The sequence below is a fragment of the Mizugakiibacter sediminis genome (assembly GCF_000953855.2).
GTDB classification, from domain to species: Bacteria; Pseudomonadota; Gammaproteobacteria; order Xanthomonadales; family Rhodanobacteraceae; genus Mizugakiibacter; species Mizugakiibacter sediminis.
Window position 1 is genome coordinate 98,524 of the sequence record NZ_DF970243.1, and the last position, 10,749, is coordinate 109,272.

A 10,749-nucleotide genomic window follows, 5' to 3' on the forward strand; every position below is an offset into this window, starting at 1 on the left:
GTTGAAACCCCGCCCTCGCGTCGCCATGCCTTTGCGGGCCTGGCGAGCGCCGCGTAGTATCATTGCGGTTTCGCGTCCGCGGCGTCGGGCGCCCATTCCCTCCATTGCCTGGCCTGCGCACCGCCGATGTTGAACCGTGTCCTGACGAGCCTGTTTGGCAGCCGCAACGAGCGCGTGGTGCACCAGCTGCGCAAGAGCGTGGCCCGCATCAACGCGCTGGAACCCGAGCTGCAGAAGCTCGACGACGGCGCGCTGCGCGGCAAGACCGCCGAGTTCCGCCGGCGCCTGGCCGACGGCGAGACGCTGAATGCGCTGCTGCCGGAAGCCTTCGCCGTGGTGCGCGAGGCTTCGCGCCGCGTGCTCGGCCTGCGCCACTACGACGTGCAGCTGATCGGCGGCATGGTGCTGCACATGGGCAAGATCGCCGAGATGCGCACCGGCGAGGGCAAGACCCTGGTGGCGACGTTGCCGGTGTACCTGAACGCGCTGGAAGGCAAGGGCGTGCACGTGGTCACCGTCAACGACTACCTGGCCAAGCGCGACGCCGCCTGGATGGGCAAGGTCTACAACTTCCTCGGCCTCAGCGTCGGCGTGGTCTACCCGGGCATGCCGTACGAAGACAAGAAGGCCGCCTACGCAGCCGATATCACCTACGGCACCAACAACGAATTCGGTTTCGACTATCTGCGCGACAACATGGCGCTGTCGAAGGATCAGCGCTACCAGCGCGGACTGCACTACGCGATCGTCGACGAGGTCGATTCGATCCTGATCGACGAGGCGCGCACGCCGCTGATCATCTCCGGCCCCGCCGAGGATTCGCCGCAGCTCTACATCAAGGTGAACAAGGTGGTGCCGCGGCTGCAGCGGCAGGAGAAGGAAGACGGCCCGGGCGATTACTGGGTCGACGAAAAGCAGAAGCAGGTGCACCTGTCCGAGGACGGCATGGAGCGCGCCGAGCAGCTGCTGCGCGCCGACGGCGTGATCGATGCCGACTCCAGCCTGTACGACGCCAAGAACCTGGCGGTGGTGCATCACCTCAATGCCGGACTGCGCGCGCACGCGCTGTACCACCGCGACGTCGACTACATCGTGCGCGACGGCGAGGTGATCATCGTCGACGAGTTCACCGGTCGCACGCTGCCGGGCCGACGCTGGTCGGACGGCCTGCACCAGGCGGTGGAGGCGAAGGAGGGCGTGCCGATCCAGCGCGAGAACCAGACGCTGGCGACGATCACCTTCCAGAACCTGTTCCGCATGTACAAAAAGCTGGCCGGCATGACCGGCACGGCGGACACGGAAGCCTACGAGTTCCAGCAGATCTACGGCCTCGAGGTGGTGGTGATCCCCACCCACCGGCCGATGATCCGCAAGGACCACGCGGACCTGGTGTTCCTCACCCAGGAAGCCAAGTTCAAGGCGGTGCTGGAAGACATCAAGGACTGCCACGCGCGCGGCCAGCCGGTGCTGGTCGGCACCACCTCGATCGAGACGTCCGAGCTGCTCTCGCAGCGCCTGCAGCAGGCCGGCATCCCGCACCAGGTGCTGAACGCCAAGCAACACGAGCGCGAAGCGCACATCGTCGCCCAGGCCGGCCGGCCGAAAGCGGTCACCATCGCCACCAACATGGCCGGCCGCGGCACCGACATCGTGCTCGGCGGCAGCCTGGAAGCCGAGCTGGCCGCGCTGCCGGCGGAGGCTTCCGAAACCGAACGCGCGCAGGTGCGCGCCGAGTGGCAACGCCGCCACGAGCAGGTGCTGGCCGCCGGCGGCCTGCACATCGTCGGCACCGAACGCCACGAGTCGCGGCGCATCGACAACCAGTTGCGCGGCCGCTCCGGCCGCCAGGGCGATCCGGGCTCCTCGCGCTTCTACCTGAGCCTCGAGGACAACCTGATGCGCATCTTCGCCGGCGACTGGGTCGGCCGCTGGATGCGCGCGTTCGGCATGAAGGAGGACGACGCGCTGGAAGACCGCATGGTCAGCCGGCAGATCGAGAAGGCGCAGCGCAAGGTCGAGCAGCACAACTTCGACATCCGCAAGCACCTGCTCGAGTTCGACGACACCGCCAACGACCAGCGCAAGGTGATCTACGAGCAGCGCAACGAGCTGCTCGACGCCGAGGACGTCTCCGCCACCGTCGCCGACATCCGCCGCGACGTGTTCGAGGATCTGGTGCAGCAGCACGTGCCGGCGCAGAGCATCGACGAGCAGTGGGACGTGCCGGGTCTGGAGAAGGCGCTGGAAGCCGACTTCGGCCTGCATCTCGACCTGCAGCGCTGGGTCGAGCAGCAGGGCGACGTCGACGCCGAGGCGATCCACGCGCACGTGCGGGAGGCCGCCGAGCGGCTGTTCCGCGACAAGGAGGCGGCGGTCGGCAGCGAGGTGATGCGCGCGCTGGAACGCCACGTCATGCTGTCCGTGCTCGACAACGCCTGGAAGGAGCACCTCGCCAGCATGGACTACCTGCGCCAGGGCATCTACCTGCGCGGCTACGCGCAGCAGCAGCCCAAGCAGGTGTTCAAGACCGAGGCGTTCGCGCTGTTCTCCACCATGCTCGACCGTATCAAGCGCGAAACCACCCAGATCCTGGCGCGCATCCGCGTGCGCAGCGAGGAGGAAGTGCAGGCGCTGGAAGAGCAGCAGCGCCGGCAGAGCGAGCGAGCGCCGCTGGAGTTCCAGCACGCCGAGGCCAGCGGCTTCGCCGTCGAGCCGGCCGCCGCCGCCCAGGCGCCCGACGGCGATCCCGCCGCCATCGCCGCGCAGCACGTGCCGGTGATGCGCGAAGGCCCCAAGGTCGGCCGCAACGATCCCTGCCCGTGCGGTTCCGGCAAGAAGTACAAGCAGTGCCACGGGCGGCTGGCCTGAGGTATTCGACTCATAAGTTGTGAAAAAGGCGGCCGATGGCCGCCTTTTTGTTTGGGGTCTCCGCATCGTGTACGGCGCTAGCCAGCCAATGTTGCGTTGCGGCGTGATCGGGTGCGGGAACCGCAATACCTTCACCCTGCCAATTCAACGGGGATGGAAGGCTTATGCGCACAAGGAGCGTGCTCGCGTTCCTGTTTGTCTTCGCGGTCACATCGCTGACCGCCCACGCCCAGACCGCAGACGGTGTCGAACCCTACGAGGAGTTCGGCAAGCGATTGCGCGCAGCTGAAGACGTTACGCCGCTCAAGTCCGATGTCTTCGGCGACCAGGTGAGCCTGTACAACGGCGCCACCGAGTTCGACGTCGTCGACATGGACATTCCCGGCAACAGCAGCTTGCCGGTGCAGCTGCGCCGTCGATTCAAGGTCGAGGACCGCCGCAAGGACCCGGGGAATCTCTACGGGTTCGGAGACTGGGACCTGGACGTGGCGTACATCGAGGGCACCTTCACCCAGGAAAATGGCTGGAAGGTCAGAACGGATAACGGGTACGACCGCTGCACGAATCCTGCCCCCCCGAATACGTCGATCACATACCCGGCCACTTACACCGCCGATGACGAACAGGTCTGGAATGGCAATTTCCTGCACATCCCAGGCAGCGGCAGCGAAGAGATGCTGCAGAATACCGAGGCCAAGCTGCCCAAGGTGGCCGACGGGAAGACTTACCCTTGGGTCACCAAGGGCTACTACCAGATCACGTGCCTCGCCTCGACCAAGAATGGATATCCAGGCGAAGCCTTCGTCGCCGTATCACCGTCGGGCGTCCGTTATACGTTCGACTATGTGGTGGTGCGGGCCGCGCCCGACCTGAAGCTGAGGGGTGTGCTCCCGGGCGGCTACACGCTGTTTCTGCCACGCAGCCGCGTGTTTTTCCTCGTATCGCGGATCGATGACCGCTTCGGCAACTGGGTGACCTACACCTACAGCGGCGACCACCTCACGCGCATCGCATCCAATGATGGTCGCACGATCGACATTACCTGGTCGGGCAATACTGCGGTTTCGGCAACGAGCGCCCTAGGGACATGGGCCTACGGCTACTCGGGAAGTTCGCTCAGCTCGGTGACGCGGCCGGATGGGTCGCAATGGACCTACGCCACTGTGTCCGGTTCGTTGGTCACCCAAAAGGCCATCGATTCGGGTGGCGAGGGTAGCGGTGACTACACGCCGCCCAACAATCATTGCCAGATAAACAGGGATCCCAATACCGGCAGCTTCACTTATGCCGTTGGTGCGCCATCTGGAGCCACCGCCACATATGCTTTTTCGTACCGCCGCCACTATCGCGACGGCGTGCCGAAATCATGCTTCGATGGCAATCCGAACCACCTGTATCCCGAGGTCTACGATTTCTTCGACAATTTTACGATCCAGTCGAAGACAGTGACGGGACCCGGCTTGGGGTCGCTCGCATGGACGTACACCTTCGCCGAGTCAGGCGGGCCTTACGTCGATGCGACGGCTCCCGGTCCCTACGATTCCAGCACCGAGACCTATATTCCCCCGGGTGGCTGCGCCGACTACTCCGACTCAAAGTGGGTCGTGGTCAACGGGCCGACTGGCATCACGAAGTACCAGTTCGGCGCCGAGTACGCCTGCAATGAAGGTTGGTTGCTGTCGACTGAGTTCGACACGCCGGCAGGCGCCGCATTGAAGACGGTGACGAATACCTATGTGGGCAATGGCGAGGTTTCCAGTCAGCCGTTTCCGGGCAATGTGGGCGTATCGCTGCTGTCGACGTACATAAACCCGCTGGTGGGGCGCTTGCGCCCCGTGCGTTCGACCGTCACGGCGCAGGACGGTGCGACGTTCACTGCCACGACCAACGGTTACGACGCGTTCGCCAGCCCCGTCAGCGTGACGAAGTCGAGTTCGTTGGGTTACACGCGGACCGACGTCACGACGTATTCGACCAATCTCGCCAAATGGGTGATCGGCCAGGTGGCCAAGGTCACCAATAGCAACACCAGTGCAGTGGTCGAGCAGATCGATTACGACGCGACCACGGCGCTGCCGATCCGCACCTACGCCTTCGGCAAGCTCAAGGCGACCAACAGCTACAACGCCGACGGCACGCTGGCTTCGGTCACCGACGGCAACAGTCACGCGACAACCCTGAACAGCTGGTACCGCGGCCTTCCACGCAGCGTCGCCTACGCTGACGGCAAGGGTGAAAGCGCGGTCGTCAACGACGCGGGCTGGATTACCTCGCTGACCGATGAGAACGGCTTCACGACCAACTATGGCTACGACGCGATGGGGCGGGTGAACCTGATCACCTATCCCTCGGGCGACAGCACGGCGTGGAACCAGACCCAGATTTCGTTCAGTGCCGGCTACCCGGCGGCGGACGGGTTGCCAGCCGGTCACTGGCGTCAGCGCATCATCACTGGTAATTCGATGACGGAGACGCTGTACGACGCGCTGTGGCGTCCCGTCATCAAACAGCGGTATGACATCAACGATGTCAATAACACCTTGAGCCAAGCGGTGATTCGCTACGACGCGAACGGTAACGTCACGTTTTCGTCCTGTCCCCAGCGTTCGTTCGACCAGGCGGTTACGAGCACCTGGGCAGATCCGACCAAGACGCCGAATGCTTCGGGAATGCACACGACCTACGATGCGTTGGGCCGTCCAACCCAAGTGACGCAGGACTCCGAACTCGGCGCATTGACGACCACCACAAGCTACCTTTCCGGCCTCAAGGTCAAGGTTACCAATCCGCGTGGCTACGCCACGACCACCAGTTTCCAGGCCTTCGACACCCCCGACACCAGCCGGCCCGTGCTGATCCAGGCTCCGGAGGGGGCGACCACGACGATCACCCGCGACGTGTTCGGCAAGCCGCTCGCGCTGACACGCTCGGGCAGTTATGGCGGCGGTACGGTGTCGGCGACACGTCGCTACGTCTACGACGGCAACCAACTGCTCTGCAAGGTGATCGAGCCGGAGACCGGCGCGACGCTGATGGACTACGACGCTGCCGGCAACCTCGCCTGGACCGCACCAGGCACGACACTCACCGGCACGACCTGCGATCGCAGCAGCGTGCCGGCAGGTACCACCATCACGCGCAGCTATGACTTGCGCAACCGTCTCACCGGCATCACCTATCCCGACGGCATCAGCGACACCACCTATAGCTACGAGGCCGATGGAGCCTTGTCGTCGGCGCGCGTGGAGAACGGCGGCAGTCCCGTCGTCACCAGCTATGCCTACAACAAGCGCCGCTTCCTGACTTCGGAGACGCTCAGCGTTCCGGGCATTTCCAGTCGCGTGATCCGCTACGCCTATGACGCGAACGGCCACCTGGCATCGCATACTTACCCGAGCGGGCGCGTGGTCAGCTATGCGCCTAACGCCTTGGGCCAACCCAAGCAGGCCGGCAGCTACGCCACTGGCGTCAGCTATTACCCGAACGGCGGCATCAAGCAGTTCACCTACGGCAACGGCATCGTGCACGCGATGGCGCAAAACGCCCGCCAGCTGCCGGACCGCAGCACGGACAGCTACGGCGGCACTGCCGTGCTGGACGACGCCTACGACTACGACGCCAACGGCAATGTCGCCGCGATCACCGATGGCCTGCCCGGCAACATCGGCAATCGCGACATGACCTACGACGGTCTCGACCGTCTCACCGTCACGGCATCGCCCATGTTCGGTGGCGACAACCAGGCCGTCTATGCCTACGATCCGTTGGACAACATCCGCAGCGCGCGCGTCGGCAGCCTGAGCCAGTACACCTACGTGTACGACGCCAGCAACCGCCTCGGCAGCGTCAGCGGCACCCAGACGCTCAGTTTCGGCTATGACGCCCGCGGCAATCTGACCAATCGCGGTGGCCAGACGATTGCCTTCGACCAGGCCAATCGCCTGCGCGCAGTCACGGGCAAGGAGAGCTACCTGTACGATGCCGCGGGTCTGCGTGTGCAGAAGACCGACGCAGCTTCAGGGGCCGTCACCTACTTCGACTACGGCAAGGGTGGCCCACTGATGTACGAATGGGACGTCGCGGCCAAGACCGACAGCGATTACATCTACCTTGGCGGTAGTCTGGTGGCCAAAGTCACCCGCAACCTGCAGCCTCCGCCTGCGCCGGCTTCGATCAGCGTGCCATCCACCTCTAACCAGGCCTCCTTTGCGGTCAGTTGGGTGGCATCAAGCGGTGCTACCCGCTATGTGCTGGAGGAAAGCGCCAACGGCGGCGCCTGGACGCAGAAGTACAGCGGCGGTGCCACGTCGACGACGGTCAGCGTGCCAGCTAGTGGGAGCTACCAGTATCGGGTCAAAGCTTGCGCGGATTTCTGTAGCGGCTACATCGCTTCTGGCGCGGTAGCAGTGACGCTTCCGCCGAGCAGCGCGCCCAGCCTCAACGTCCCGGCGAGTAACAATACCGGCGGTTACACGGTCAGTTGGGGCTCCGTTGCCGGGGCAACGAGCTATGTATTGAGCGAGAGCACGAACGGCGGCACCTGGACGGAGGTCGCCAACGGGGCGATCAACGCTTGGACGGCCAGCGGAAAGACTTCAGGCACCTATACCTATTCGGTCGCTGCCTGCAATGCAGGCGGTTGCAGTCCTTGGAGTGCATGGGCCAGCGTGGTCGTGACGCTCCCGCCTGGCACGGCGTCAACGCTGAGCGGCCCATCCAGCAACAGCACCGGCAGCTACACGCTGAGCTGGACGACGGTCACTGGCGCGACACGTTATCAGTTGAACCAGAGCATCAATGGCGGTGCATGGACGGCCGTGTACAACAGCACAGGTACGTCCTGGTCCGCCAGCGGCGTGGGGACCGGAACCTACGCCTACGTGGTATATGCCTGCAATGCCGGCGGATGCAGCCCGGCAAGCAGCCAGGTAACGGTATCCGTGACCATTCCACCTTCTGCAGTGCCCACGCTCAGTGGGCCATCCAGCAGCTCCACCGGCAGCTATACGTTGACTTGGACTTCGGTGTCAGGCGCCACCTACTACACGCTCAAGCAGGGCGTGAACGGCGGCGCGCTGGCCACCGTCGCGAGCGGTGCGATCACTTCGTGGAGCACCAGCGGCAAGGGCAATGGTTCCTACACCTACGCCGTATGGGCCTGCAACGCGGGCGGCTGCGGTGCGCAAAGCTCCGCGACGTTGACCGTTACGGTGTTGCCCCCTGCGGCGCCAGCCTCGGTCACGGCGCCGTCCTACGTGCATGGCGTGTCCTACACGATCAGTTGGACGGCAGTGACGGGGGCGACTTCCTACGACGTGCAGAAGCAGGTGGGTGGTGCGTCGATCGGTTCGACCACCGCCACCAGCATGAGTTTTCCGGCGCCCAGCATGACGCAGACGCTGCGGTATGGCGTTCGCGCGTGCAATGCGGCGGGCTGCTCGGCCTGGACATCGGCGCCGAACTATACGAACACCGACCCGCCCGGGCCGATCCAGTAAGCGGCGAGGGAGCGCCTACCCATGGATACGAAAGGACACGTCATGGACCGCATCGGCCGCACGCTGGTTTGTCTGGCGCTGCTGCTGTTCGGCAGCCACGCCGCCGGCATCCGGGCGGAAACGGTGGTCTACTACCACACGGACGCCTTGGGCAGCCCGGTGGCGGTGACCGACGCTAGCCGCAACGTCATCGAGCGCACGCAGTACGCGCCGTACGGCGACACCCTCAACCGGCCGCTGCACGACGGACCGGGCTACACGGGGCACGAAACCGACGCGGCGACCGGACTCGTGTACGCGCAGCAGCGGTACTACGACCCGGTGCTGGGGAGGTTTTTGAGTGCGGATCCGGTGGCGGCAAGTGGCAGTAGCGGGGCGAACTTCAACCGTTTCAGGTACGCCAACGACAATCCCTACCGCTACTATGATCCCGATGGACGATGCACGGGTTCGCATATTGAGGATAGCAATGGTAACTGTGCAAGCACCGGCACGACGACGACGATGGTCACGGCCGCGTCTGTCACAGCGGTGCGTGCGTTCAATTCGGGTCGCACTACATACATTCAGTATGCGGACGGCGCCGTTGAGCGGAGAACCGGGAGTCGTCCATGGCGTGACAATAATCCGGGTGATTTGCGCAGGGGAAGCAAAAATGCGGCTAGCACCCGTTTAGCACTTGGGTGGGACTACTCGCCCACGGGTCCGAACGACAGAGTTACAGAGAAACAACCTTTCGCCATTTTCTCATCTATTGGTGTCGGAGATCGTGCGCTCGAAAACACACTGTTGTCCGTTTATGGGAATGACACTATCGGGCAAGCAATTCAACGCTTCGCGCCCAGCAGCGATTCCAATGATCCACGGAGTTACGCATCCTTCATAATGAAGCATACTGGGGTGTCTGCGAGCGCAACAATCAACTCCTTAACTCCTTCTCAATTGAGAGGGGCAATTGAAGCAATCAAGGCAAAGGAAGGGTTTAATAATGGTGGTGCGGCGGAGATCTACAACTTTGGGCTGGGGGCATTCTCACAATGAAGGCGAGAACTCTTCTGTTGGCGGGCACCGCTCTTTGGATGCTGATTGGATGCGACCAACGCGTTGCAGCCTCTAGACCGGTAGCGGCAGATTCGGGGTACTGTTACCAGCCATGTGTTACTACCTTGCGTGGATCGATTAAAACAACATGGACGTATGGCCCACCCAATTTTGGTGATCCAGAGACTGACAAGAAGATCGCGGTGTTCGTTCTCGTCCTAGACAAAGAAATAGATGTTCGCGGCTCAGATCAATTTGACGCGGTGACGGGTGTGTCAGAAGTGCAACTCTATCTTCCTATCGGCTCGCTTCCGATTTCTGATGGGCGTCATGTGACTGTGGTTGGGAAATTGCAACAAGCAACCACTGCGGGGGACATCTTTCCGGTTGTTATGCAGGTGTCGACGATAAAGTAATTGGTGCAAGAACGGAAATGAGTCGATCGTTTCAAGCTCCACGCGCAACACCGGAGGGGGCAACAACGAAGTGCACTACTGACCCGTTGAAGCGGCCCAGGCTGTAAAAATTGAGTAACTGCCCGACACCCGCGTCAACGGGCCGTCACGAACGGCAACCCGGTCGGTCCTATTCCTCGCTGCCGCCCGTGCGCTGGCGCTGCGGCTCGGCGTCGACGGCAGCATAGAGCGGGTCGGGCGTGTCCAGGCGCAGCCCGCGTAGGGCGGGAATATCCCGCCTGTCGAGACGAGGTGGCGACAAGCCTCGCTATCTGAGCGAGGCGAGCGCAGCAGGCGGGATACTCCCACCCTGCGAGGCCTCGTGGAGCACCAGCGGCAAGGGCAATGGTTCCTACACCTACGCGGTGTGGGCGTGCAACGCGGGCGGCTGCGGTGCGCAAAGCTCCGCGACGTTGACCGTTACGGTGTTGCCCCCTGCGGCGCCAGCCTCGGTCACGGCGCCGTCCTACGTGCATGGCGTGTCCTACACCATCAGTTGGAAGGCAGTGACGGGGGCGGCTTCCTACGACGTGCAGAAGCAGGCAGGGGGTGCGTCGATCGGTTCGACCACCGCCACCAGCATGAGCTTTCCGGCGCTCGGCATGACGCTCACGCTGCGGTGCGGCGTGCGTGCAACGCCGCGGGCTGCTCGGCCTGGACATCGGCGCCTAACTACACGAACACCGACCCGCCCGGACCGATCCGGTAAGCGGCGAGGGAGCGCCTACCCATGGATACGAAAGGACACGTCATGGACCGCATCGGCCGCGCGCTGGTTTGCCTGGCGCTGCTGCTGCTCGGCAGCCACGCCACCGACGCCGGGGCGGAAACGGTGGTCTACTGCCACACGGACGCCCTGGGCAGCCCGGTGGCGGTGACCGACGCCA

At 63.7% G+C, this 10,749-nt stretch carries 4 protein-coding genes; all 4 read left to right on the plus strand.

The annotated features are described in order from the left end of the window. Window positions 1-126 precede the first annotated feature (126 nt). The 4 genes from secA to MBSD_RS15225 all read left to right on the plus strand — a co-directional run bounded on the left by secA (window position 127) and on the right by MBSD_RS15225 (window position 9,823). The gene (gene secA / locus MBSD_RS13000) at window positions 127-2,868 is read left to right on the plus strand and encodes a preprotein translocase subunit SecA (RefSeq protein ID WP_062537727.1); all 2,742 of its coding nucleotides are present in this window, start codon (window positions 127-129) and stop codon (window positions 2,866-2,868) included. 179 nt (window positions 2,869-3,047) lie between these two features. After that, window positions 3,048-8,366 carry an RHS repeat protein gene (locus tag MBSD_RS13005; RefSeq protein WP_187300684.1) on the plus strand — a complete coding sequence of 1,773 codons (5,319 nt, stop codon included), beginning with the start codon at window positions 3,048-3,050 and terminating at the stop codon, window positions 8,364-8,366. A 42-nt stretch (window positions 8,367-8,408) separates the two neighbouring features. Continuing rightward, window positions 8,409-9,407: an RHS repeat-associated core domain-containing protein gene (locus MBSD_RS13010; RefSeq protein ID WP_237071812.1), complete on the plus strand. Its 999-nt coding sequence runs from the start codon at window positions 8,409-8,411 to the stop codon at window positions 9,405-9,407. Window positions 9,408-9,610: 203 nt separating this feature from the next. Beyond that, window positions 9,611-9,823 (plus strand): hypothetical protein, encoded by a 213-nt coding sequence (locus MBSD_RS15225; protein ID WP_148667889.1) that lies wholly within the window; start codon window positions 9,611-9,613, stop codon window positions 9,821-9,823. Window positions 9,824-10,749: the final 926 nt, after the last annotated feature.